This is a genomic window from Halomonas kalidii, assembly GCF_030010475.1.
Taxonomy (GTDB): domain Bacteria; phylum Pseudomonadota; class Gammaproteobacteria; order Pseudomonadales; family Halomonadaceae; genus Halomonas; species Halomonas heilongjiangensis.
Window position 1 is genome coordinate 37,320 of sequence record NZ_JASCQN010000040.1, and the last position, 23,522, is coordinate 60,841.

The 23,522-nt window shown below is 59.5% G+C and carries 18 protein-coding genes and 1 pseudogene; 8 read left to right on the forward strand and 11 right to left on the reverse strand.

The features are described from left to right. Window positions 1-50 precede the first annotated feature (50 nt). From QLQ85_RS11155 to QLQ85_RS11185, 7 genes are all read right to left on the reverse strand, one after another. Window positions 51-3,881 carry a CHAT domain-containing protein gene (locus QLQ85_RS11155; RefSeq protein WP_282739051.1) on the reverse strand — a complete coding sequence of 1,277 codons (3,831 nt, stop codon included), beginning with the start codon at window positions 3,879-3,881 and terminating at the stop codon, window positions 51-53. Window positions 3,882-4,416: 535 nt separating this feature from the next. Continuing rightward, window positions 4,417-5,853 carry an IS1182 family transposase gene (locus tag QLQ85_RS11160; RefSeq protein WP_282739052.1) on the reverse strand — a complete coding sequence of 479 codons (1,437 nt, stop codon included), beginning with the start codon at window positions 5,851-5,853 and terminating at the stop codon, window positions 4,417-4,419. A 243-nt stretch (window positions 5,854-6,096) separates the two neighbouring features. Then, complete coding sequence (locus tag QLQ85_RS11165; protein ID WP_282739053.1) at window positions 6,097-6,564, reverse strand: hypothetical protein; 468 nt, start codon at window positions 6,562-6,564, stop codon at window positions 6,097-6,099. 241 nt (window positions 6,565-6,805) lie between these two features. Then, window positions 6,806-7,246 carry a hypothetical protein gene (locus tag QLQ85_RS11170; protein ID WP_282739054.1) on the reverse strand — a complete coding sequence of 147 codons (441 nt, stop codon included), beginning with the start codon at window positions 7,244-7,246 and terminating at the stop codon, window positions 6,806-6,808. A gap of 93 nt (window positions 7,247-7,339) precedes the next feature. Next, window positions 7,340-9,358 (reverse strand): ATP-binding protein, encoded by a 2,019-nt coding sequence (locus QLQ85_RS11175; RefSeq protein ID WP_282739055.1) that lies wholly within the window; start codon window positions 9,356-9,358, stop codon window positions 7,340-7,342. A gap of 497 nt (window positions 9,359-9,855) precedes the next feature. After that, the gene (locus QLQ85_RS11180; protein WP_282739056.1) at window positions 9,856-11,148 is read right to left on the reverse strand and encodes a hypothetical protein; all 1,293 of its coding nucleotides are present in this window, start codon (window positions 11,146-11,148) and stop codon (window positions 9,856-9,858) included. Window positions 11,149-12,117: 969 nt separating this feature from the next. Further along, on the reverse strand, window positions 12,118-12,387 hold the full coding sequence (locus tag QLQ85_RS11185) for a hypothetical protein (protein ID WP_282739057.1): 270 nt from the start codon (window positions 12,385-12,387) through the stop codon (window positions 12,118-12,120). A 231-nt stretch (window positions 12,388-12,618) separates the two neighbouring features. Here QLQ85_RS11185 and metG point away from each other — a divergent pair, with 231 nt between their 5' ends. The 7 genes from metG to QLQ85_RS11220 all read left to right on the forward strand — a co-directional run bounded on the left by metG (window position 12,619) and on the right by QLQ85_RS11220 (window position 19,405). Further along, on the forward strand, window positions 12,619-14,661 hold the full coding sequence (gene metG, locus QLQ85_RS11190; protein ID WP_282739058.1) for a methionine--tRNA ligase: 2,043 nt from the start codon (window positions 12,619-12,621) through the stop codon (window positions 14,659-14,661). Between the two features lie 114 nt (window positions 14,662-14,775). Further along, window positions 14,776-16,368, forward strand: coding sequence for a sensor domain-containing diguanylate cyclase (locus QLQ85_RS11195; RefSeq protein WP_282739059.1), 1,593 nt, complete (start codon window positions 14,776-14,778; stop codon window positions 16,366-16,368). Between the two features lie 77 nt (window positions 16,369-16,445). Next, window positions 16,446-17,228, forward strand: a complete 783-nt coding sequence (gene rsxB / locus QLQ85_RS11200; RefSeq protein ID WP_282739060.1) for an electron transport complex subunit RsxB — start codon at window positions 16,446-16,448, stop codon at window positions 17,226-17,228. Between the two features lie 60 nt (window positions 17,229-17,288). Next, window positions 17,289-17,531, forward strand: a complete 243-nt coding sequence (locus tag QLQ85_RS11205) for a DUF6364 family protein (protein WP_282739061.1) — start codon at window positions 17,289-17,291, stop codon at window positions 17,529-17,531. Then, entirely contained in the window at window positions 17,528-17,962 is a 435-nt protein-coding gene (locus tag QLQ85_RS11210; protein ID WP_282739062.1) for a PIN domain-containing protein, read from the forward strand. The genes QLQ85_RS11205 and QLQ85_RS11210 overlap by 4 nt, the downstream gene beginning before the upstream one ends. Further along, entirely contained in the window at window positions 17,959-18,597 is a 639-nt protein-coding gene (gene nth, locus QLQ85_RS11215) for an endonuclease III (RefSeq protein ID WP_282739063.1), read from the forward strand. The genes QLQ85_RS11210 and nth overlap by 4 nt, the downstream gene beginning before the upstream one ends. 49 nt (window positions 18,598-18,646) lie before the next feature. Then, window positions 18,647-19,405: a YdcF family protein gene (locus QLQ85_RS11220; protein WP_282739064.1), complete on the forward strand. Its 759-nt coding sequence runs from the start codon at window positions 18,647-18,649 to the stop codon at window positions 19,403-19,405. Between the two features lie 41 nt (window positions 19,406-19,446). On the opposite strand, the gene QLQ85_RS11225 is transcribed toward QLQ85_RS11220, so the two are convergent. Continuing rightward, window positions 19,447-20,379: a carbon-nitrogen hydrolase family protein gene (locus QLQ85_RS11225; RefSeq protein ID WP_282739065.1), complete on the reverse strand. Its 933-nt coding sequence runs from the start codon at window positions 20,377-20,379 to the stop codon at window positions 19,447-19,449. Window positions 20,380-20,386: 7 nt separating this feature from the next. Next, window positions 20,387-20,797: a ketosteroid isomerase-related protein gene (locus QLQ85_RS11230; protein ID WP_282739066.1), complete on the reverse strand. Its 411-nt coding sequence runs from the start codon at window positions 20,795-20,797 to the stop codon at window positions 20,387-20,389. A gap of 231 nt (window positions 20,798-21,028) precedes the next feature. On the opposite strand from QLQ85_RS11230, the pseudogene QLQ85_RS11235 reads away from it, so the two are divergent. Further along, window positions 21,029-21,417: pseudogene (locus QLQ85_RS11235) on the forward strand (transposase); the annotation flags it as partial. A 120-nt stretch (window positions 21,418-21,537) separates the two neighbouring features. Here the strand turns inward: QLQ85_RS11235 and otnC are convergent. After that, complete coding sequence (gene otnC, locus QLQ85_RS11240; protein ID WP_282739067.1) at window positions 21,538-22,185, reverse strand: 3-oxo-tetronate 4-phosphate decarboxylase; 648 nt, start codon at window positions 22,183-22,185, stop codon at window positions 21,538-21,540. Further along, complete coding sequence (otnK, locus tag QLQ85_RS11245) at window positions 22,182-23,495, reverse strand: 3-oxo-tetronate kinase (protein ID WP_282739068.1); 1,314 nt, start codon at window positions 23,493-23,495, stop codon at window positions 22,182-22,184. The genes otnC and otnK overlap by 4 nt, the downstream gene beginning before the upstream one ends. Window positions 23,496-23,522 lie beyond the last annotated feature (27 nt).

Sequence of the window (23,522 nt, forward strand, 5' to 3'; positions counted from 1 at the left end):
TAGGCAACCGGTCTGAAACACGAGAGGGAGCCGACCTCCCGCGCCAATCGTCAGCTCCTCTCAAGCTTGGTTAGCAAAAGGTCACCGAAGACCGTCATGGCTAATGAATATTGAGGATGCTCCCCTAGGGCCTGCCCCACAGCCTCGTTAGCCTTCTTCGTTGCTTGGAGTATTGTCGCACCGTCCTCCCATTCCCGAAGGAACGGCTCTAGCCAGCGGTAGGTCACTTTCACGTCTAACGGCCATGGCGAGGCGATGACCGCCCGACAGCCTTTATTCAGGAGCAGTTTTGGAAGCCCGACAGCTGTGTTGTCTAACGGATGCTTGTCGATTCGTCCTCCACTGCAGACAAAGAGAATGACAACCTCGACGCCCGCAAGAGTCGATGCAAGCGCGGAAGGGGATTCGAACAGGCTGGCTTCGTCACGAATGCTATGGATGTAACGCCCATCAGCTGTAAGTCCACCATGGGCTGTCACTACAGCTAAGCCAGCGTCAGCCATGTTCTGTGGCAGTTTCCGGTTTGTATCCACCGAAAACTCGAACTCTTCAAAAGTGTCTCTGAGCCGATCGAGTGCTAAGTCTAATGGGCCCTCAACCTCTGGGCCATCCTGAGCTGATATCCATGCCTTATATGCGGTTTTGCCATTGCGCGCGCCCCCCCTGACCATTGAGAACCACGTAAGCGATGGCACCAACCCTACTGCAGAAGCGATACCGTGAAACTGGCTGAAGCCACCCGCGTTGTCCGGTTCGGCGATGTTAAGGTTGTAAGCTAACTGTTGTAGTAGCGGCTCAGCAATGACCATCAGTGCGTTTGATGGCGGTAAGCGTACATCTAGCGTTTCCATTGAGATGTAAAACTCGTTATGCCCTTCTGCAGTATCAATGTGGCCGTACTTCTGGGGATAGTTCTGAAGCCACGCGAGCAACCGCAGTTTAAATGGCCGAGAATGACGGGGCTGCTCGATATACTGAACCTCTCCACGCGATACATATGTCACACTAAGTTCGCCACTGCTATCCACACCGATGAATGCGACATCAAGCCCAGCCTCGTTCAGGGACTGAGAATAACGAACTGGCCAGTCGCATTCCAAGGCAGGGGGCACAGAAGGCAAGGTAACCGCGTGGTCGGCTAGAAGCTCGACCCCAAACGCCTTGTTTTCGTCAGACGAATCGCCCTCTGTTGGCTCATCTATAAGCCGACGCGCAACAACGCTAACGAGCGCTAAGTCACCAGGTGCATCACTAGCATATAACCCCCTCTGCACACGGTTGAACAAGTCGGCAACGTCGGATGCCGAGGGTGCAACTGTCGAAAATGTTTGCACCAAATGAGACGCTTGTGCCCCCACTAGTTCAAGACCTTCTTTAAGTTGATTACGCGCTGTCTCGCTGACCCCCACCATACCTGCATCTGCTTTCTGAATAGTCTGTCCCAGTAAAACTACGAGTGGGAAAAGTAAGCTGCGATCGCTCTTAGCAGCATCATAGTTGCCGCTCAGCCTTTCTACGATCGCACCGATTTCTGGAGAATCTTTTTCGACTCTTGGTAATCTCAAGCCCAACTCCAAAGTAACAATGCGAGCATCATCTTCCGCGTCGTAGCCTAAGTCCCCGGTCAATTTTTTTAGGCTCGGAACGAACTCGTTCGCCAAGTCAAAGAGCCCCAGATCACGCAGAATACGAATCGCGGTATGAATTTCTTGCCAAAGATCAGGCTTTTCCACTGGAGCGCCGGTTGCCATCGCCGACACGAGGCCAACTAGAGCCTCGGTTAAATTCCGGCAGCGATGGTAGATGTCCGCGAATGCATGCCAGGCTAAGCGAGCACGCAGTGCATTTCCTTGTCCGATTAATAGCGCCTGCTCCACTAGGTTTCGAGCGTGCTGATAGTGTCCCAAAGTGGCGCACTGGCCAGCTACTAACCGTAGTACCCGAAGATCTGCATTACGCTCTTCGTTCGCATGTGGCGCCATAGCACACACTAAAAGTAGAAGTTTTTCTAGGAAGTCAACATCAACATCCTCACCCTCTGGTGCACTCATCGAAATTAATCGAGTCACCAAGCGAATGACATAATCTGGATGGATTGCCAGTTCTCTGGGCAGCACAGTAACCCCGTGCTCTCCTGAGCCTTGACTACCAAGCCAACTTAGGCCTTTTTCGACCACAGCCATCAGAGTTTCTTGATCGGGTTCCTGGATGTCGGCCAGATCTTCCGCACTATTCTCTTCAGCTTCCTTGTTTCGGGTGGTTAGACTTATACCTTCACCCGCAAGGTCTAGCATAATGAAGGCAATAATCGGAACGCCAATGTCACCGCATGAGTCCACTGATAACAGTCGCGAAACTTCTATGCGAATCGAACCATCTTCAGGATGGTGAGCAAGAAAACGAAATACCGGCTTCAGAAGCTCTCGATAGTAATCGCCTTCATCACGCCCGATTTCCTCTTTTAGCATCATCGCCCGAACGGACGACAGTGTGAGCTGAGTTCCCTGCCTCCCGTAAAGTTCGGATCCAGTGATCTGGCTCGCAGCGTCAGCTGCGTCTCTATAACGTCCAAGATGCCACGCATGCATGGCGCAACAGATCACGGCCAGCTCAAACCAATCGCTGCCCCAGCTATGAGCGTCCTTAATCAAAAGACTGTAACTCTGCTGGGGCGATAGTACTCCATCCAGTATTGCTAGGTGCCTCTCAGTGAGTCCCGCCGTGGTGAAAAAGTCTTCCGTATCGAGTGTTGCATCGCGGCAATTCATCAGCAAACGACGATCACGATTCTCCCTCAGGCGTGACGAACTCGGGTAAAGCTGTGCCAGTCTTTCATCATAGTTTTCAATCAGTGTGTTTTTCTGAAGGAGTGTTGCAAGCTCGAGTCCTTGCTCGATCCACATCTCGCTGTTCAAGCCTGTGGCATCCTCAGGTAGGAACGCGAGGGCGAGTGAATTATCTCCAGCTTTGTGGGCAAGCCATGAGAACTGCACCAAATTCGTTGGGTCTATTGATGGCAAGTGTTGAGTAAGCTGCGCAAGAGCATCAAGCGCTTCGTCGGCTCGGCCTGCTCTGGAGAACAGCTGGGCCAAAAGATGCAGCCGATTTATATCGGTAAGCCGCATTTCCTCTATCTCTACCATCACCGCTGCCATGTCTCCGCTGAGAACTAGCGATATCCATCTCTGCGCATTTTGCTCAACAAGGTCCTTTGCATCAGGCTTGCTGACCAGTGCTATTACATAGCAATCATCCACACTAGTTAGCAGGTTTACATTGCGTTCTAATGTTGCTGGGGTCTCATCGACATGAGCGACCACATAACTATTGATATCTCGAACTGCAGAAACGCTTAAACTGCAGAGACTCACTACATGCGGTACCCATATATCTTCAGATATTAGGACAGCCGATACCCCAAAGGCTGCGGGCGGTGCAATATCCTGATCTCTGTAGAGACTTGCATCCGCAATAGCCACAAGTGTCTTCCGACTTTGCGACAAAATGGTGGCTTCCAATTCAGCAACATCAAGGCTCGTACTACTCACGACTCGCGTAATGCGCTTTAGGAATGCAATCAGCTCGTCATCCGCTGCTTTGCCACTCAGTGTCACGAACCCAGATATTAAAGCCTTGATGACAATTTTGGGTGTCATGGTAGTCACTGAGGTCGGTGGTAAGATGACAACAACACCATCGAACGGTCGATTTCCCTCATCATCTCTCATGTTTAGAAGCAATATCACTGTTCGTCCGATGACTTCATCAAACGTACCACCTTGAATCAGGTCAACGCTTCCAAGAGAAAATCCTTGGGAGAATATCTCACGAGGGTCAAACCCTTCGATGCGTACGTCTTGAGCACTTTCTGACTCGTTCATTTCTGCTCTTTGCCTTCTGGTTGCGATAGCAAAACTAAGTTACCCAAGTCACTCTCAATAGCGCACAACAACTGCATTCCTTCCAATACCTTTCGCACGCCTGATAGCGTGGTGCTTGCTCAAAACCAGTAGTAAACTTGTAGACGGCTGTATCTATGACATTACTTTTCGTGCAGTGCATAGAGGGATTATCCGCCGCCTATGCTCGGCTAAAAGCCATAAGGATCACGCCCCCTCAGATCTAGTCCAAGAATTCATTAGACTTCAAGACACTTCCGAGCAAAACACGGTACATATTTTGTACGCTAGATTTCCATCAATAAGGAATGTCCGGTTTGGGTCCAGGCCGTGTGAAAACAGAAAAAAGCTTGTCTGACCCAAGAATCGTCCCCCTCAGCCGTTCGGTGAGCCCATCTGAGCCACTGCTTTGATGATTGCTGTCTGGCATTGTCGTGACATATCTGGATTTCTGCATCACCAAATAGCACCGATATCGCGCTTTACAGCCCTTGAAAACATGGGAAAAACGGGCTGATTACGCCCGTGCAGCCCGTATTAACTCATTGACACCGAGAATGCTCATGACACGCTTCAGATTGTAGGCCAACACATGAAGACTCATTTCTGTGCTCACATTTTTAAGCCGCCTTGTCAGGAAATGCGTCGATCCCATCCAAGCCTTCAGCGTCCCGAACGGGTGCTCTACCGTTTGTCGCCTTAGACGCATCATCTCTGGATTCCAATCGAGACGTGACTGCGCTGCTTCAAGCACATCTTCGTGCTCCCAACGTTTGATCCGCCTCTGCTGTCCAGTCGTACACTTCTCCTTTATGGAACAGCTTCCACATGCCGAGCTCCAGTAACAATGCAGCTTCTGCCCATTCTCTATAGTTTCAAACCGCCATATCAGCCGTTGCCGCGCTGGACAGATATATTCATTGCTTTCAGAGGAGTAGCGAAAAGCGCCTCTTGGGAAAAGCCCCTTGGCCTGACTTGGCGATGTCACTGGCTTGGGTAGATAGGTAGTGATTCGTTCCTTGTGGCAGGCCAGAATTTCCTCGCCCTTGTAGTAGCCCCTGTCGGCTACGACTTCGAGCTCCTTGATGCCAGTGGCCTCACGAGCTTGCTTGGCCATGTTGGCCAACTGACCACGGTCATGGCCGATGTTGGTCACCTCGTGGGCCACAATCAAATGATGCTGGCTATCGACAGCGGCCTGCACGTTGTATCCCACAACCCCTGTCCCTCTGCCACTGGTGGCCATGGACCGAGCATCCGGGTCCGTCAAGGAAGTTTGCTGGTCGGGAGACCGTAGCCGCTCCACCTCAACTGACTGTAATCGTGAGGTTTCTTCCCTCAGCTTTCTGATTTTCTCCTTCAGGTGTGCGGTCTTGGCCTCTGCCAGTGCAGGCTCCTCGCGATCGGCTGCATCAAGCTGGGTGAGGTATCGTTCGAAGCTTTCTTCGATCTGCTCGAGGCGACGCTTCATCTTGGTCGCTGTGAAATTACGGTCACGGTTGTTGACGGCCTTGAACTTGCTACCGTCGATGGCCACGATAGCTTGGGAGAAAAGCTCCAGGCGTCGGCAAAGCACGATGAACTCTCGACAGACCCGACGAATGGCCTCGCCATTATCCTTGCGGAAATCCGCGATCGTCTTGAAATCCGGTGTCAGGCGCTCAGTCAGCCACATCAGCTCGACGTTGCGCTGCGTCTCACGCTCCAGGCGGCGACTTGACTGGAGGCGATTGAGGTAGCCGTAGATGTAGAGTTTCAGAAGAACAGCAGGATGGTAGGCTGGCCGCCCCGTTGCGTGCGGATCGACACCCTTGAAACCGAGGATTCTGAGGTCGAGCCCCTCAACGAATGCCTCAATGGCACGGACCGGGTTATCGTCTGCGATGAAGTCATCCAAAAGTGCAGGAAACAAAGTGCCTTGGTCTCGGGCCTCTCCTACCACGAATCGCTTCATCGCTATTTCCTCAGCGGACCTCGGCAAAGTATAGCGGCCACCACGTTTTCACACAGCCTGGGTCGTCAGCTGTCGAAACCATTGCATCAGCGTAGTCTAAAATTCCCTAACCGGCCAGAAGCCGTCGTTCAGAAAAGGCTTATATAACGTTTGAGTTCAGGGGCTGCCGGAACCCGAAGGACGGAGCACACCGGATAGCGCCGCTTGAGGGCGGTACCTTGGAACAAAGAGTTGGGCATCTTTTTACCGAGAGACGCCTACCGGGCTAGGCCAGAGCACAGTCTTCTTCGGAAGAATCGCAGAGCCCTCAGTCCCAACCAGCGTCCACTCAAGACGGTTGTTGTTTCCAGTCAATTCGAGGTTGACCTTGGCCACCGGGATCACGGATCGATTTAGCAGCCGAGAGACATGGACTTTAGTAGAGAACCACCCGATGTCTGCATGAACCTCAAGCGGATGAGGGTCCTGGCTCGTAGCGAGACTACCAATAAGATCTCCTTCTGAGTTCTCCAGCTCAAGAGTAACGAAGAAGGTCTCGTTTGACGACATACCCCCTTCGTTTGTCCAGGCCCGCGCAATTTCCTTTCGTGTGACGGATATGGATTCCTCGCGGACGCCTTGGAAGTAGATGAATGCCGCAGACAAACCGCCTACAATTCCAACCAGATAGGCAAGGGCCTCAAGCCCGTCCTTTAGGTTCCATTCAGCCAAGTTAATGCACCTCTCTCGCTGGATACCCAACAGGTATTAGACTGTCCGCTCTGATATTGGATGAACGAGCATGCAGTATTTGCTAGCATGGCCTCTTTGAGTCGTCAGCTGCCGCAGGTACCCAATCAGCATAGTCTGAAGTTCTCCATTCGGCCAGAAGAATACATTTAACAGAGCTGATATGCGGTAAGCACGAGACGCGTCCTTTAAGACGTCGCCACCATGCCTTGAGACTCGGTGCTCACTTCATGGTTACTGCGACGAGACCAGTAACTGCACCGACAACACCTGTAAGGGTCGCAAAAATCATGACGACAAACTCAACTTGTTCCTTCTGCTCTTTCCGCAAGGATGATCGCAGCTCAGAAATGCCGTTATCGGTTAGCACATAGCGGTTGCTGATTTTATTGCACTGTTCCCACATCCCTTCTGCCTCATGTGATGGAATGGCCACAAAGCGACGCTTCGCCCTTCGGGTGAGATAATCTGTTGCGAGGATCGAGATCTCTTCGTCGAGCATGCTATCCTCGAAATAGCTTTCATGCTCAATAGACTGTATTTCTTCTCTCGGCTTTGGCTCCGCTTGTGCATTTCTGATAGCCACTCTATAGGAGTTACTCACTGCTTCCTTCTGGCGAAAGAGCTTGGCCAACTTCGCCCGATACTGCAGGTATTCGATCATCTCTCAATCTCATCCACCAAACCGAATGTTTGGCTCGCAGTGTACTTCAGCCTCGAAGCCAAGCCTATCTTTACCTCGGTTTTGCAGTAGAACTCAGGCTTGGTCATCCTCAAAGGCCACTTCTTCCTCCATTTCGTCTTCAGGGGTAAGGGTGGCGACTTCTGGAATGTATTTCGAGTGTGCTGTCCGAAGGTATTCTTTCGCGCTGTCGTTGCTCGCTTCGTAAGCCAACTGTTGGTTAACGAACGACAATCTAATTCTCGAGTCGTTTATCACGTCCGCCCAACTCTTTGCCCACACGGTTATGTTTAGCTCATCATCGTCGAATATCATGCCCGGGGGCTTTCCTCGCTGCCTAGCGCGACGTTTCGCAAAGTCATCGAGTTCGTTTGAAATAGCCATGAACGTCCAGCGCACTTTGACGTCGTGGAAGCGCTCGTCGTTCGCCACAGCTATCGCGTATTTCTCGATTTGAGTTAGGACATCCGAATTAATTTTCTGGCTTGGACGCTTCAGCTCGACCACTAGATAGTCGTATTCCCCTGCCCTAGGCTGAGCAGCTTTATGGAGCATAAGGTCAATCCGCCCGCCGCCTCCATCTCCTACGTCTACCAAATCGGGGGCATCTTCGCGCACCCCAAGCTTATCAAGATGTTTCCTCAAGACCTCTTCAAGGCGCTCCTCGCTTCCGGCCAGAGAGAACTCCTCATGAAAAATCCACGCTTCTTTCTCTAGGATCTTGTGAAGCTGATCCCTCTCTAGAAGCTTTTTCTTGCTTTCCTTGTCGAATAATAGAATCTCTAGGCCATTCAGGAAGTCCAAGCGGTTCGCTACAACCTTAGACGAGCTAATTATCGATGACAGGCTCGTCTTCTTTAGAAGATCCGCCAAATCGTCTTGGGTTTCTCTTTTTAACTCAAGAATTTCTCCTATGATCGTCTGGACGGATTCCGGATTCTGCCGAAGGGCCTGCGCAAGGAGAGAAAAAGTGAACTTTTTGGCTTTTATGTCCGATTTTTCGAATGAGGGAAGATAGCTCTGCACATTCACTGCAAGGATATCAAACACCTGGCGCTCTGCAGCTTCGACTGGCCCAAGATCCTCCTTTTCCTCATACGGATAGATGTTCGCCCGTTTCCACGCCTCCACGATAGCGCTTTGCTCCTCCGCAAGGCGCCTGCGAAAGTGTCCTTTAACCTTGGCGGTAGCAGCGTCCACCACCTTCGTGACGCCCTCATGAAGGTCTGTGACAGCGAGCAGGTTAGTCTTGTCCAACTCTCTGAAGTAGTCCGACTTAACATAGACGGTGAAGTTGAATCCGGGCGCGCGAACTTTTTGTCGGATGGGAATTTCATGCAGCGAAACACCGTTCGCGTCGCATAGATGGATAGTACGCTCCGTTGAAACTTTCCATTCGATAATGGAGAGCTTGGCGCTAACGATAGAACCGTCGCTTAAAATCACATCGTTGAGTTCATATTCAGACTTATCTAGTTGCGCGTCCGCTGGATTGACCTTTTGGCCATCATACTCAATTGACACACCGGGGTATTCCGTCAGGTAGGCGCAGAATATCTTTGCTAGCTCATGAGGTACATTGTCGCCTTGGAGAGATCGGAAACTCCTAGGCGGATTGTTGATCGTTACGGTTGTACCTGTTGTGGTGCGGGAATTGCCCTCAACGAGGTTACTCACTTCGAAGTCATCAAGAGCGTTCGCGTCGCCGACTACACGGAAAGCATATAGGCGCCCATTGCTCTGAAAAACCGTATTCCACTCAACGCGCGCTCCCAGTGCAAATGCCTTGAACCTACCGCGGCCATTCTTTCCGTGCAACGCGCGCCCGTTGATCTTTCCTCTCGTTTTTTTCCAGGAGTCACCAAGATCGCCAAATAGCTTCTCGATATGCGCATGCTCTATCCCGGTTCCATCGTCACGCACGGTGATAGACTCGATCGCACCAAGATCATTTCGCTCAAGGCTGACGATGATCCGATCGGCGCACGCATCCAGTCCGTTCCATATTAGCTCAGCAAGAGCCGGCAGTGGACGCGACGAGGTTGTTATAGACTCGATGAAGTCTCGTTTTGCGACGACGCGAATTTTTGCCATTCTTTTTACCCTTCAAATCTTCAGTGTTTCTGGCATGCTAGGCTATGGCTTGGGCAAGGTATAAACGATATCGCAGCGGGCCTTGCATCAGAAGCCCTAGCAGCCTAACAGGTATTAGATAGTCAGCTCGTTATTGACTTGAACGTGCCTGCTGCATTTGCCAAGACGTTCGCTTTGGGGCGTCAACTACCCCCGCAACTCCATCGGCATAGGCTGAAGTTCGCCATTCGGCCAACAGCAGCCGTTCAGCGGAAGCTGATATAGCGCTCGGCTCTGCGGCTGGCAAAAGCGAATGCCATGCCGGAGCTTTTGCCAGTCCGGCAGCAGCCGTTTGTTATGCGCTTCTTCTACTACGCTCCCGAAACAGTTCTTCGATTGCCTCATCGGCAAGGCACGCTCCAATCTGGGAAGAATCGAAACTCGAAGACTTCCTACGCTCTTCTTTCGTCAAGCGAGGGAAAAGCTCTGCCTTCATCTGCTCAAAAGATTTAAACACATCATTCTTCTCTTGTTCTTTCATTTCCTAGCCCTCTAAAATAATTGGCAAAAAAGTGCTGATTTAGATCAGCGGGGAAGTAATGTTTTCTCTTGACCCAAATCAACCCATCGCCTTTCGATATGACAGCCACATCAATAGGCCCTCCGACAGTTTCCATCGACTCGGTGATGCGCCTCTTAAATGCCGTTAAATTGACGAGAGCTTCGGCCATTGCTGCCAACTCATCTTTCGGAAGCACTGTGACCATCCGCAAAACAGGTTGCGAATGCTCGTCTCGTAGATGCTCTCCAAACCTATCAAATAGCCCTCTTAGTAGTTTAGATGTTTGCAACCTAAAGCGCTTTCTACCTTCCATACCAATCTTCTCATTGTCCAAAAGCTCTGGTAATCGCCTGAAGGTTTCACCCAAATAGCTCTGCAAAAAATGAAAAACTTGAGGGTTAATTCCGTTCATAAAGGTGGTCACCATATCTTCTTGTGCGAACGCAATGATTCTACACTCACTCCCACTGGTGATGGTGTGTGATTTATCTTGATTTCTTCGATATTTGAGCTTATTTTCAACAACTCCTTCAATGTCAAAAGTGAGTACAGAAGGATAAATTTCAGATTCACCGTAACCAGCAATAACTAGACCTGACACCCCCATCGAAAATATTTGTCTCGTTTGTATGAATGTGGCTATGTCATACAGCTTCGCAGCAGTGGCGCTTGCGACTTTAGCCTTCTCAAATATTACCTCCCTTAACTCCTTGAACTCTTTCAGATACTTAGAACGAACCTTCCTTTCAAAGGCACTTGTCATGCCCTCCGCATACTCCTGGCCTTTTAGCCTTGAGTGATGCTCATTTACGACTGCGCGTATTGCCTCCGCAGTTTCCTCAATGCTGACTTGTCCTTTTTCTTGGATAATGGGATGTAATTTTTCAAAAAACTCATCTCGTATCAGACTGAAGTATCCACTAACATTTCTTAATAGCCAACGCTTTTGTGAATCTATCGGAAAAAGATCAGGACTGTCATTTAAGTATTCTAAAAAGTCGACTGCATATTGCTCAAGCGTGTCATATGTCTTATCCCCAGACTTGTGGCGATACGTTTTAATTAGTGTTTCCCACGGCACACTAAGCAGGCCAGCATTTCCATATACCATTACCCCTACTGGCGAAACTTTCGAAAGAGAAAATAGCTTCAATGCAGAGTTGTATATTTTTTGATCGCCTATGGTTACAGCACTATCTGCTGCCAAAGCTATAGCCGATGCATTTGCGATTGCAACTTCTGCAGTCATTATTATCTCCAGTTTCTATAGCTTGCGAGTGTGCGCATAACAGTTCAGCATTTTTTCAACAAGGATGAACGCACATGCGGCCTTTGCCACCTGGCGGCTTAGGGTCGATTTCTGCCCTTCGTCTGATCAATCGGCGCTCGCCGCTACCATGATTGCCTCTCTCCAGCGTGGATCGCCTCCGCCAGTCGCGCGCTAATAGCGATCTCCTACAGCTCCGTGTCGCCTATGGGGCTGGCCTGGGGCGCGTGGTGGGTACGCTACCGCCAGGGGAATGGTGGCGTGCGTATCGCCTTCCCTGGCAGGGGCTGCATATGGTGTCGCCTTATAGCGACGCCGAGGCATGAGGTTGATACATGCTTTTACACTACAGCCTAATCAAACTTTCTTCGGGTTGCTAAGGAGAATTCTGGGTATTTTGCGAAAGGAGGGGGTGGTGCAGATGATGAGTGAGGTGGGGGCAGATCCCGGAGGTGTCACTGATGGCGGCGGTCAATGCTCAACTGTCGCGACGATGGCGGCGTGTTCACCGAATAAAGGCGCCGAGGACCGCCCCTATGGGGTCAGACCCCGGTCGAGTTGTGGCCCGTTACCGAGCATTGGCCAAGCGGATTCGACACCGCCGGGGTCTGACCCCCTAGGGCCTCCCAGCGCAGGCAGCTAACCGCCAAGACACCCTCAACATGCTGACCTTTCAGCAAGCATCCTGGGGATCCGTCAGGGTCAGGCCCCGGAGGCGTCGCTGATGGCGGTGATACCCGCTTTGGGGTCTGACCCCGTGCTCGATTGGCGTCGGTGGCATGGGCTCGCCGCAGCGACCTCGATCTCCCGGGGGTCAGACCCCGGAGGCAGTCGGCAGTCTCGGCGTGATGGGGGCAGAACCCGGGGGCAGTCGGCGGCCTCGGCGTTATGAAAAGCAGGGTTCCGGCCCATGCGGGGCATGGGCCGGGGGGGTGCTGCGATTGAAGTGGCTCAGTCGCAGGGAACGACGGCGCGGGCGGTGTCCTTGGCCCAGAGGCTCTGGCCGTCCGGGGTGGTGCCGTGGGCGTTCCAGGTCTCGGTGATCTCGACGCAGTAGGAGCCGAGGTCCTCGGTGGTCTTCTCGGGGTTGGCGGGCTGCTCGTCGCCGATGCGCATGATGTCGGGGTTCTCGCTGGTGTAGCGCGGCGAGAGGGCGTTGCTTGCACAGCCGGCCAGCAGGGCGGTGGCCATCAACAGCGGCAGGGTGTAGTGAAGTCGCATGGGGTTCCTCCATGAATGATCAGTCGTTATTTCGCAGCTCCATGGATGTGTGACGTGCGAAGCGCTCTGAGCGGCGGTTACGGCCGTCAATTCCATTGACGTGCCTGCCTACCGCCCGTGCATTCTATCCGAGACACCGGGGCAGTGCTACAGATGGGCGCGGCGGGTGCAGTGGGCGTCGAAGATGGCTACAATCGAGGGTCTGATTTTCTTGGGAATTCCAGAGCCGACATGTCGAACACCGCACGCCATCCGCGCAAGATCCTGGTCACCAGCGCCCTGCCCTACGCCAACGGCTCGATCCACCTGGGCCACCTGCTGGAGTACATCCAGACCGACATCTGGGTGCGCTTCCAGAAGAGCCGCGGGCACGAGTGCCACTACGTGTGTGCCGACGACGCCCACGGCACCGCCATCATGCTGCGCGCCGAGCAGGAGGGCCTCAGCTCCGAGGCGCTGATCGAGCGGGTCTCCCGCGAGCACCAGCAGGACTTCGCGACCTTCGGCGTGGCCTTCGACAACTACCACTCGACCCATTCCGAGGAAAACCGCTACTTCAGCGAGCTGATCTACACCCGGCTGCGCGACGCCGGCCATATCGCCACCCGCGACATCGAGCAGATGTACGATCCGGTGAAGGGGCTGTTCCTGGCCGATCGCTTCATCAAGGGCACCTGCCCCAAGTGCGGGGCCGACGACCAGTACGGCGACAACTGCGAGGCGTGCGGCGCCACCTATACCCCGGCCGAGCTGATCGACCCGGTGTCGGCGATCTCCGGCGCCACCCCCGAGGTGCGCAGCTCCACCCACTACTTCTTCAAGCTGCCCGACTTCGCCCGTTTCCTGCAGGGCTGGATCGACGAGGGCCACGTCCAGCCGCAGATCCGCAACAAGCTGATGGAGTGGTTCGAGTCCGGCTTCAACGAGTGGGACATCTCCCGCGATGCGCCCTACTTCGGCTTCGAGATCCCCGACGCCCCGGGCAAGTACTTCTACGTGTGGCTCGACGCGCCCATCGGGTATCTCGCCAGCTTCAAGAACCTCTGCGACCGCGAGGGCATCGATTTCGACGCCTATTGGCAGAAGGGTTCCGACGCCGAGGTCTACCACTTCATCGGCAAGGACATCGTCTACTTCCATGCGCTGTTCTGGCCGGCCATGCTCCACGGCGCCAAGCTGCGCACCCCCACGGCGGTGAACTGCCACGGCTTCGTCACCGTGAACGGCGCCAAGATGTCGAAGTCCCGCGGCACCTTCATCAAGGCCGCCACCTACGCCGAGCACCTCAGCCCCGAGTACCTGCGCTACTACTTCGCCGCCAAGCTCACCTCAGGGATCGACGACCTGGACCTCAACCTCGAGGACTTCACGGCGCGGGTGAACTCGGACCTGGTGGGCAAGGTGGTCAACATCGCCAGCCGCTGCGCCGGCTTCGTCAAGAAGCTGGCCGACGGGAAGCTCTCGGCGCACTGTGCCGAACCCGACCTCGTGGCACGCTTCATCGCCGCCGGCGACGGCATCGCCGAGGACTTCGAGGCCCGCGAGTTCGGCCGCGCCATGCGCAAGGTGATGGAGCTGGCCGACGAGGCCAACACCTATATCGCCGAGCAGGAGCCCTGGGTGCTGGCCAAGCAGACCGGCCGCGAGCAGGAGGTGCTGGAGATCTGCTCGGTGGGCATCAACCTGTTCCGCCAGTTGATGGTCTACCTGGCGCCGGTGGTGCCGACCATGGCCGAGGGCGCCCGCGAGTTCCTGAAGCTGGAGACCCTCGCCTGGCACAGCCGCCACGACCTGCTGGTGGATCACGAGATCGACAAGTTCAAGCCGCTGATGACCCGCATCGAACGCGACCGGATCGATGCCATGATGGCGGCATCGAAGGAGGACCTGGTGGAAGAACAGAAACTCAAGGACGCTCCCAGGGGGCCGCTGGCCGAGGAGCCCATCGCCGCCGAGATCGCCTTCGACGACTTTGCCAAGGTCGACCTGCGCATCGCCCGCATCGCCAAGGTCGACTATGTCGAGGGCGCCGACAAGCTGCTCCAGCTGACCCTCGACCTGGGGGGCGAGACCCGCACCGTGTTCGCCGGCATCCGCGCCGCCTATGCCCCGGAGGCCCTGGAGGGCCGGCTGACGGTGATGGTCGCCAACCTGGCACCGCGCAAGATGCGCTTCGGCGTATCGGAAGGCATGGTGCTGGCCGCCGGCGACGACGAAGGCATCTACCTGCTCTCGCCGGACTCCGGTGCCGAGCCCGGGCAGCGTGTCCGCTGAGCCACTCCCAGGCATGCCGGTGCGCCGGCATGCCATGCGTCTTTCCGCTCAAGGAGAGGGGTTGGCTGCCGATAAATCCTGCATACCTCATGCATCTTTTATGGCAGCTTGCTGATGAAGCCTCTCCTCTCCTCCCTGAGTCACCGCTTCTTCCTGGCCCTGGGCGGCGTGCTCTGCCTGGCCATGCTGGCCCTGGTGCTGATCGCCCGCTACCAGATCATGCCGGTCCTGCTGGAGGACGAGAGCCAGTACGCCAGTACCGAGCTCGACCGGGCCGAACGGGCCATCGGTGCCGAGCTGAAGCATATGGGGCGCCTGGTCGAGGATTGGGCCTGGTGGGACGACTCCTATCAGTTCGTGCGCGACCAGCGGCCGGAATACGTCGCCTCCAACCTCTACGACAGCACCCTCGAGACCCTCGACCTGAGCCTGATGGTGTTCGTTTCCGCCGAGCACCAACCCTACTGGATCGCTGGCTTCGACGACGACGGTGACTTCACCTCCTGCGCGGGGCTCATGCCCCCCTGCGACTGGGCCAGCGACACCGTCGAGCTGTTGCTGGGCACCATCGAGGCGGGGCTGGCGGAGGAGACCCACACCCGGTTGCTGGCGGCGCCCGAACTGGCCCTGGTCGGGCTGTCGCCCATCTACATGAACCAGGAAGAAGCGCCCCCGGCAGGCTGGCTGGCCATGGTGCGGCCGGTCTCGCCCGTGTGGATCGAGCAACTGCGCGAGACCACCGGCATCGACATGGCCCTCGAGACCCACGCCGTCGACGGCGCGCCACCCGAACAGAGACTGGAACGACTCTCCCCGACACGCATGCTGGCAGGCCGACATGTCGCCGCCCTGCCCGCCACCCACCGGGTACGCATCGCCGCCGACCTGCCCCGGCAGCGTTACCAGACCAGCCTGGAGACCTTCCGCTTCGCGCTCTACTGGACCGGCGGCGTGCTGCTCGTGACGCTGGTCGTGGTGCTGTTGCTGCTCGAGCGCATGGTGCTCCGGCCCCTGCGCGAGTTCTCGCGCTTCACCCAGCACCTGCACCGGGAGCGGATGGCCGCCTCGACCCCCGACGCGCTGCTGAAGCGCCGCGACGAGATCGGCACCCTGGCCCGGGAGTTCCAGCACCTGCTCGAACACCAGCAGCAGCACGAGGCCGATCTGCTCGACCTGTCGCAGCATGACCCGCTGACCGGGCTGGCCAATCGCCGCCTCTTCGATGAACGCCTGCGACAGTCGCTCGACGAGAGCCTGGAAGCGGGTGCCGATGTCTCGGTGCTGATGGTCGACATCGACCACTTCAAGCCCTACAACGATCACTACGGCCATCCGGCCGGCGATGCCTGCCTGGTGGCCCTTGCCGATCGCATGGAGCAGTGCCTGGGCAAGCAGGGGTTCCTGGTCGCACGCACCGGGGGCGAGGAGTTCAGCGTGGTGCTGCCGGACACCCCCCTCGATGAGGCCCACCGGCATGCCGAGGCGCTACGGCTTGCCGTCGCGAACCTCGCCCTGCCCCATGCCGCGTCGCCCATCGACAGCGTCGTCACCGTGAGCATCGGCGCGGCGGCACGGGGCAATTCCCATCCGTGCGAGCCCGCCGCCCTGATGCGTGCCGCCGACCAGGCCCTCTACCGAGCCAAGGAGACCGGGCGCAACCGGGTCGAGCTCCATCGCCGGGCCGTCGTGGGTTCGGCCCAGGGCTGAGGTACCTCGGTAGTCGCAAAAGGCGTACAATATCGGCCTGTTAGCACCGCTGCCGACGACCCCACCGAGGAGCGAATGTGACGGGCCAACCCGCCTTGATCGATGCCATCGACGCCGAACTGCCGCAGACCCAGTGCGGCAAGTGCGGCCATCCCGGCTGTCGCCCCTACGCCGAGGCCATCGCCGCGGGCGAACCGATCAACCGTTGCCCGCCCGGCGGTGACGCCACCGTCAGGCGGCTGGCCGAGGTGACCGGGCGGGAGCCCGCACCGCTCGAACGGCCCGCCCAGGAACCGCTGGTGGCATGGATCCGCGAGGCCGAGTGCATCGGCTGTACCAAGTGCATCCAGGCCTGCCCGGTCGATGCCATCCTCGGCGCCGCCAAGCGGATGCACACGGTCATCGCCACCGAGTGCACCGGCTGCGAGCTCTGCGTGGCCCCCTGCCCGGTCGACTGCATCGACCTGCTGCCCCACCCCGACTGGGTGGCGGCCGACACCGAGGCCCGGCGGCGCGACTACCTGGCCGCCCGCGCCGAGCGAGGGCGCCAGCGCTTCGAGGCGCGCAACCGCCGCCTGGAACGCCAGGCACGGGAGAAGCGCCTGGAACGCCAGCGGCGTCTGATCCGCCAGACCTCTCGCGCCAGCCGCGGCGCCTCGGACGACCGGCTCGAGCAGCGTCATCGACAGATGGCCGTCAAGGCCGCCGAACAGGCCCTGCGCCGGGCACGCCAGCAGCTGGCCCACGCCGAGCGCCAGGGCGTTGCCGAAGCGATCGCGTCGGCCCGGGATCAGGTAGCGCAGGCGACCAGGCTGCTCGACGACGCCCGCACCGCCCTCGAGAGCGCCACATCCCGCTGATTTGGACGACGGCTCACGAGCCGTATAGAATAAGAATAATTGCCGTACCAGGAGGCTCGCATGCAGCCCGACACCGTGAAGCTGACCATCCGCCTGCCACGTCAGGATGTGGAATTCGCCAAGGCCTATGCCAAGGCGCACGGCCTGACCGTCACGGAAGTCATCGACCGCTACCTGCGGCAAATGCGCGAGCTGGAACACGCCACGCTCTCGCCAGAGCTCGATTTCATTACCGGCCTGGTGCCCGGCGATGTCGACGGACTGGAAGAGTTCCGCCAGCATCAGCGTGAGAAGCACGGATGATCCTGGTCGATACCAATGTGCTGCTCGATGTGATCCAGAAGCGTGAGCCCCACTACCCGGCATCCGCGGCGGTCATCGACGGCATTCTCCGGCACCGCTACCGCGGCACGCTCTCCGCGCATGCGGTGACGACGATTCACTTCCTGGTACACCGCCACCAGAATGGCGACCTGGCCCACCAGGCCGTTGCCTGGCTATTGCGCCACTTCGACATTGCGTCCGTCGGCCGAGCCGAGCTGTGGCGAGCGCAGGGGCTTGGCTGGGCCGACTTCGAGGATGCCGTCGTCGCGGCCGCCGCAGAGACCCGGGGTTGCCACACCATCGTGACCCGTAACGTACGCGACTTCGCAGGCTCCCCGGTTCCCGCCATGACACCGGAAGAGTATCTCCTGTCAGTAGCGTCTGCAGAAGGACCCCCACAGGATTCATGAACGCCCAGAAACGTTACGAGATCTTCGCGCGGCTGCGCGAGCACAACCCCGAGCCCACCACCGAGCTCGACTGGACCACTCCCTTCGAGCTGCTCGCCGCGGTGCTGCTCTCCGCCCAGGCCACCGACGTGGGGGTCAACAAGGCCACCGCGCGGCTCTACCCGGTGGCCAATACGCCCCAGGCGATCCTCGATCTCGGCCTCGACGGCCTCAAGGAGCACATCCGGACCATCGGGCTCTACAACACCAAGGCCGAGAACCTGATCAAGACCTGCCGGATCCTCGTCGAGCAGCACGGTGGCGAGGTGCCGCGCACCCGCGCCGCCCTGGAGGCGCTGCCGGGCGTGGGCCGCAAGACCGCCAACGTCATCCTCAACACCGCCTTCGGCGAGCCGACCATCGCCGTGGACACCCATATCTTCCGGGTGGCGAACCGCACCGGCCTGGCCAAGGGCAAGAACGTGGTGGAGGTGGAGCAGAAGCTGCTGCGCCACGTGCCGAAGGAGTTCCTCAAGGACGCCCACCACTGGCTGATCCTGCACGGCCGCTACACCTGCGTGGCCCGCCGGCCGCGCTGCGGCAGCTGCGTGATCGAGGACCTCTGCGAGTTCAAGGACAAGGTCGATATCGGCTGACACCCGCGACGCCGGCCCACGCCGGGCGAACCGACAGCGAGGCCGCCCCATGGAGATGCTCAAGTACCTGCTATTGCCACCGCTCGCCAACGTGCTGTTGACGCTGCTCGGGGGCCTGCTCTGGTCGCGGATGCGGCTGTTCGGCGGGCTGCTGGTGGTGCTCGGCCTGGGCGGGCTGCTCGTCCTCGCCACCCCGGTGGCGAGCCACGCCCTGCGCCTGGACCTGGAGCCGCCACCGCTCTCGGGCCCGGGTCAGTTGGAAGCGGCCCAGGCGATCGTGATCCTCGGCGGCGGCCGCGATTACCTCGCCCCGGAGTTCGGCTGGGGCGACGCCCCCGCCAACGCCAGCTGGCGTCGGCTCGCCTACGGCGCCCACCTGCACCGCCAGAGCGGGTTGCCGATCCTGGTCAGCGGCGGCCGGGTCCACGACGAGCACAGCGCCGAGGCGAGCCTGATGGCCGCGGCACTGCGCGAGGTGTTCGAGGTGCCGGTGGCGTGGATGGAGGGGCAGAGTCGCAACACCGCCGAGAACGCCCGCTACAGCGCCGAGATGCTGCGCATCGCGGAGGTGGAGAGCATCGCCCTGGTCTCCCAGGCCTGGCACCTGCCCCGGGCCGTGGCGGAGTTCGAGCGCGCCGGCCTCACGGTGATCCCCGCCCCCACCGACTTCGCCAGCGCCCCGCCCCCGGGCCTGGCCGGCTGGCTGCCGCGAGCCTACCACCTGCACCGCAGCAGCCGGGCGTTGCACGAGTGGCTGGGCCGCGGGGAACAGGCCCTGCGCCGGCAGTTGCTCGACCGCGGCGATTGAACCGCGGCGATTGAAAGATGGTGCCGGCGGCATCGCCGGCCTCACGCCTCGGCCGTGTCTGCCACCGCCCCGTCCGCTGCCAGCATCGGCAACGGCGACGCCAGCTGGGCGGGCCAGTCCCGGTCGTTGGCGACCTGGGCGTGCTCGCGGCTACACTCCAGCGCGTCGATATCGACATCGCTGCAGGCCCATCGCTGGCCGGCCTCGGTGACGGCCAGCAGGCCGTCGGCGGGAAAGCCGTGATCCATGGGCGCATAGAGGGTGGCCTCGCCGGTGTTGACGTCCAGTGCCGGGCTCCAGAGCGCCTCGCCGGCGGTCACCGCCTGGGCCACGAAGAAGCGGTTCTCGAGCGCCCGCGCCAGGCAGCCGACCCTGACCCGGGTCGCGCCGGCCGCGGTGTCGGTGCAGCTGGGCACCAGCAGCAGGCGCACCCCCGCCTCGTACTGGGCCCGCACCGGCAGCGGGAACTCGACGTCGTAGCAGACCGCGATACCCACCCGGTGCCCGTCGCAATCGAACCAGTACAGGGCGTCGCCGGGCTCGACCACCCCGCTCGCCTTCTCGTAGCCGGTCAGCTGCAGCTTGTCCTGCCAGCCGTGAAAGCCATCGGGGGCGAACCAGTCGGTGCGGTTGCGATAACGGCCGCTGCCGGTGGCCAGCAGGAAGGTACCGGGCACGATGTAGAGATCGAGCTCCCGGGCCAGCCGCCGATAGAGCGCGCACCACGCCCTGCGCAGCGGCTGCAGCGCCGCCAGCGACGCCGCCAGGTCGTCGCGCACCGCCGGCGCGAAGCCCGCCGCCAGCTCCAGGCTCAGGTACTCCGGCAGCACGGCGATCCGCGCACCCCGTGCCTTGGCCTCGGCCAGCCAGTCGGCCTGGCGCCGGGCGAACTCATCGAAGTCCCGCGGCATCCCGATCGGGTACTTGGCCACCGCCACACGCATCACCGCCTCTCCCCCAGCTTCGAACGCCACGCCGGTATCACGCCTCGGCGCCCACCTGACGCAACCACTCCTGCAGGTTGTAGTAGTTGGTCACCCGGGTGATGCGGCCGTCGCGCACCTCGAAGAAGGCACCACCGGGCAGCACATAGCGCTGGCCCGTGGCCGGCGGCAGCCCCTCGTCGGTGGTGCGGTATTCGCCGTGCACCACGTACTCGGCGGCGAGGCGCCGGCCATCGGCGGTGGCCATGACGACGATGTCCTCCAGCCGCTCGACGTAGCTGCGGTCCATGCGCGCGAGGAAGGCGCGGAACGCCTCGCGGCCGATTTCCCGCTCCCCCTGGTTCAGGTCGTGCGCGACCTCCTCGGCGAGGCAGTCGAGCATGGCGTCCCAGTCGCCCCGATTGAAGGCCGCGTAGTACCGCTGGACCAATTGCACGCTATCGGACATGGTGCTCCCCCTGGACGGCAGATGAATCGAAAAGGCGACAGTGTAGCCGAGCCGTCCCCGGGCGGTGTAGGCCGCCCGGCAGCACGACATTGCTGCCACATGGCAATGATGCACCCCCATTCCTGCCCTGCCCCCTGGGGGGATTCGGGCGTCACGCCGGCTAGTACTACAGCCTTAACTGAACAAGCTAAAATGCATGTGTTTGATATGGAAGCGATCATACGGTGGAGAATGCAAGCGCTGGATCTCTCTGTCTCAGCATTGTTTGATGACTTGACGGATCGGTTAGGCCCGCTCTTTCCACATTCGGAAATGCGCGATCGAGCACTACGCTACATCCAGGGGCTGCTCAGTCATTGTGAACGAAAGAATGGGTGGCACCTCGCCGAGTGACACGGGGATGCATCCCCGGATGGGGTGCAGTACCTGTTGGATCGTGCCCGTTGGGATGCGGAGGCGGCACGGGATATCCTCCGTCAATGGATCATCGATACGCTGGGCTCGCCTGAAAGTGTCCTGGTGCTGGACGAGACCGGCTTTTCAAGAAGGGTCAGCACTCGGCCGGTGTGCAACCCCAGTACAGTGGCACTGCCGGTCGTATCGAAAATTGTCAGATCGGGCGCCAGTTCACTGTATGCACACCTTCCCGGGCGCACTAGGAGCGCCCGCGGGCGCGATCAGGCCGGCGGGGCATATCGTGCCCGAGATCGCGACTTCCCCTCTTCGCGATCACCTCCGCCTCAATCGCGGGGGAAGCGCGCTTCCAGTTCGGCAACCTGCTCGGGGGTCAGGCAACGCGGGTTCTGTCCGCGCAGCAGCAGGTACAGCTTGGCGGTTTCCTCGAGTTCCTCGGTGGCGTAGAGCGCGGCTTCCAGCGTCTTTCCCGCAACCACCGGGCCGTGATTGGCCAGCAGCACCGCGCTGTGCCGGCCGGCCAGGGCGCCCACCGCATCGCCGAGCGCGGTGTCGCCGGGGATGTGGTAGGGCACCAGCGGCAGCTTGCCGACGCGCATCACGTAGTAGGCCGTCAATGGCGGGATGCAGTCGTGCGGTTCGATCTCCGGCAGGCAGGAGACCGCCACCGAGTGGGTCGAGTGCAGGTGCACGATGGCCGCGGACTGGGGACGCTCGCGGTACATCGCCATGTGCAGGAAGCACTCCTTGGTCGGCTTGTCGCCGTCCCGCAGGCGGCCGTCGCGGTCCAGGCGCGAGATGCGCGCCGGGTCCAGCCGCCCCAGGCAGGCGTTGGTCGGCGTCATCAGCCAGCCACCGTCCACGGTGCGCACGCTGATGTTGCCACTGGAGCCCATGGTCAAGCCACGCTCGAACAGCGACTTGCCGTACACCACAATCTGCTCGCGCAGGCGATTCTCGTCATGTCGGGTCATGCCAGCACCTCGAAAGCCCGGGTGAAGAAGTCGACGTCGCCGAAATTGCCCGATTTCAGCGCCAGCGACAGCGGCGCGGCGCGCCCGGCCAGCGGCGCCTGGGTCCAGGGCACGCCGGGATCGATCTGATGGCCGATGCGCAGCTGCTGGATGTCCAGCGCCGAGACCACCGCCCCGGAGGTTTCGCCGCCAGCGACCACCAGGCGCCCCACGCCCTCGCCCACCAGGATGCGGGCCAGGCTGGCCATGGCCTCCTCGACGACCCGTCCCGCGGCCTCCGTCCCCAGGACCTGCTGGGCCTGCTTGACGCGTTCCGGCGACGCCGAGGCATAGATCAGCACCGGCTCGTCCCGCCGCTCACCCTGCAGATGCGCTCGGGCAAAGGCCAGCGCCTCCTCCAGCTGCTCGCCGCTCTCGGCCAGCGCCAGGGGATCGAGGGCAAAGCCCGGGTGACGCTCGAGGAAATGCTCCACCTGGCCCAGGGTGGCCCGCGAACAGCTCCCGGACAGCACCAGGGTGGCCCCCTCGGCGGGCGCCAGCCGACCGGCATCGGTCACCTCCTCGAGCCAGCCCAGGCGCCGGTACTCCGCCGGCAGCGACTGGCCCAGACCGGAGCCGCCGGTGACCAGCGGATACTCCGCCACGGCGCCGGCCAGCACCGCCAGGTCCGCCTCGTCCAGGGTGTCGCAGATCACATGGCGCACGCCCTCGTCGGCCAGGCGCGCCAGGTGATCGCGCAGCGCCTCGACCCCCTGCACCAGCACCTCGCGCGGCGCCAGGCCGACCCGATGCGGGGTCTGGCGCGACAGCACGCGCACCAGGTCGGCGTCACGCATGGGGTTGAGCGGGTGGTGCTCCATGCCGCTGTCGTTGAGCAGCCGGTCGCCGACGAACAGGTGCCCCTGATAGACCGTACGCCGGTTGGTCGGGAACGCCGGCACCATCACGGTCTGGCGGCTGCCCAGCCGCACTTCCGATGTCGCCCGCATCCGCTCCAGCAAGGCATCGCTTACCGGGCCGATATTGCCCGCGTCGGTGGAATCAAAGGTGGAGCAGTACTTGAAGAAGATCTGCCGCGCGCCCTGCTCGTGCAGCCATTCCAACGCGGCCTGGGAGTCCTCGACGGCCTGGTTGGCGGGACACGAGCGCGACTTGAGCGCCACCACCACCGCGTCGACATTCTCCAGGGCCAGCGTCTGCGGGGGAACCCCGATCACCTGCACGCAGCGCATGCCGGCACGCACCAGGTTGTTGGCCAGGTCCGTCGCGCCGGTGAAGTCATCGGCGATCGCCCCTAGGATAATGCTCATGCGGGTACCTCCCGAGTTGCAGTGCAT

Bases quoted from the DNA above. Each gene is read 5' to 3' on its own strand.
- QLQ85_RS11155 (WP_282739051.1), bottom strand. From the start codon at position 3,881: ATGAACGAGTCAGAAAGTGCTCAAGACGTACGCATCGAAGGGTTTGAC.
- QLQ85_RS11160 (WP_282739052.1), bottom strand. From the start codon at position 5,853: ATGAAGCGATTCGTGGTAGGAGAGGCCCGAGACCAAGGCACTTTGTTT.
- QLQ85_RS11170 (WP_282739054.1), bottom strand. From the start codon at position 7,246: ATGATCGAATACCTGCAGTATCGGGCGAAGTTGGCCAAGCTCTTTCGC.
- QLQ85_RS11175 (WP_282739055.1), bottom strand. From the start codon at position 9,358: ATGGCAAAAATTCGCGTCGTCGCAAAACGAGACTTCATCGAGTCTATA.
- QLQ85_RS11180 (WP_282739056.1), bottom strand. From the start codon at position 11,148: ATGACTGCAGAAGTTGCAATCGCAAATGCATCGGCTATAGCTTTGGCA.
- QLQ85_RS11185 (WP_282739057.1), bottom strand. From the start codon at position 12,387: ATGCGACTTCACTACACCCTGCCGCTGTTGATGGCCACCGCCCTGCTG.
- metG (WP_282739058.1), top strand. From the start codon at position 12,619: ATGTCGAACACCGCACGCCATCCGCGCAAGATCCTGGTCACCAGCGCC.
- QLQ85_RS11195 (WP_282739059.1), top strand. From the start codon at position 14,776: ATGAAGCCTCTCCTCTCCTCCCTGAGTCACCGCTTCTTCCTGGCCCTG.
- QLQ85_RS11205 (WP_282739061.1), top strand. From the start codon at position 17,289: ATGCAGCCCGACACCGTGAAGCTGACCATCCGCCTGCCACGTCAGGAT.
- QLQ85_RS11210 (WP_282739062.1), top strand. From the start codon at position 17,528: ATGATCCTGGTCGATACCAATGTGCTGCTCGATGTGATCCAGAAGCGT.
- nth (WP_282739063.1), top strand. From the start codon at position 17,959: ATGAACGCCCAGAAACGTTACGAGATCTTCGCGCGGCTGCGCGAGCAC.
- QLQ85_RS11220 (WP_282739064.1), top strand. From the start codon at position 18,647: ATGGAGATGCTCAAGTACCTGCTATTGCCACCGCTCGCCAACGTGCTG.
- QLQ85_RS11230 (WP_282739066.1), bottom strand. From the start codon at position 20,797: ATGTCCGATAGCGTGCAATTGGTCCAGCGGTACTACGCGGCCTTCAAT.
- otnC (WP_282739067.1), bottom strand. From the start codon at position 22,185: ATGACCCGACATGACGAGAATCGCCTGCGCGAGCAGATTGTGGTGTAC.
- otnK (WP_282739068.1), bottom strand. From the start codon at position 23,495: ATGAGCATTATCCTAGGGGCGATCGCCGATGACTTCACCGGCGCGACG.